This is a genomic window from Stenotrophomonas geniculata ATCC 19374 = JCM 13324, assembly GCF_001431625.1.
GTDB classification, from domain to species: Bacteria; Pseudomonadota; Gammaproteobacteria; order Xanthomonadales; family Xanthomonadaceae; genus Stenotrophomonas; species Stenotrophomonas geniculata.
On record NZ_LLXT01000072.1, the window covers coordinates 1 to 700 of the forward strand.

Sequence of the window (700 nt, forward strand, 5' to 3'; positions counted from 1 at the left end):
TCCTTGTACAAGGCCCACACCTGCGGCGTCTGCGCGGCCGGCTTGCCGGTGACCGCGCCGATGATCGCGCGCTGGTCGGCCACCACGCGCTCCAGCAACGTGATCGCCGTGCCCTCGGTCAGCGCTTCGTCGCCATCCCCGCGCATGCCGATGGTGACCACGCTGTCGTACGGACGATCCAGCCCGCGCGCGACCATGCGTTCGATACCGCCACGCCAGAAGGCGCGCAGGTTGGCGCCATTGTGCAGATAGTCCCAGGCGCCCCCAGTGATCCCGCCATCCTGATGACGGTGCCACTCGTCGTGCGCGCGCATCATCGGTTCGTGGTGCGAGGTGCCCATCACCACGCCCACCGCATCGGCCAGCACCATGTTCTGCGGGTCGTCGTCGTTGAAGGCTTTCGGCGCCCACATCGCCGGCCAAAGATAGTTGCCTTTCAGGCGCAGCAACAGATCGAAAACATGCGCGTACATCTGCGCGTTGATGCCGCCGAAGTGCGTGCGCGCCCAGGTATCGAACGCCGGGTTCTCGTCGTTGATGAAGAAGCCGCGGTATTTCACCTTCGGCTGATCGCGATGTTCGCCGGCGGTCAGATACAGCGTGCGCCTGGGTTGCACGGGCACATCGGCCCACCACGACCACGGCGACACCCCGATCTTCTCCGACAGGTCATAGAGCCCAAACACCACCCCGCGACGGT

1 protein-coding gene is annotated in these 700 nt (G+C 65.6%); it reads right to left on the bottom strand.

Features of this window, described 5'->3' with window-relative positions:
- Positions 1-700, bottom strand: a 700-nt coding sequence (locus tag ARC63_RS04070; RefSeq protein WP_231298574.1) for a glycosyl hydrolase 115 family protein, incomplete at both ends; no start/stop codon positions are given.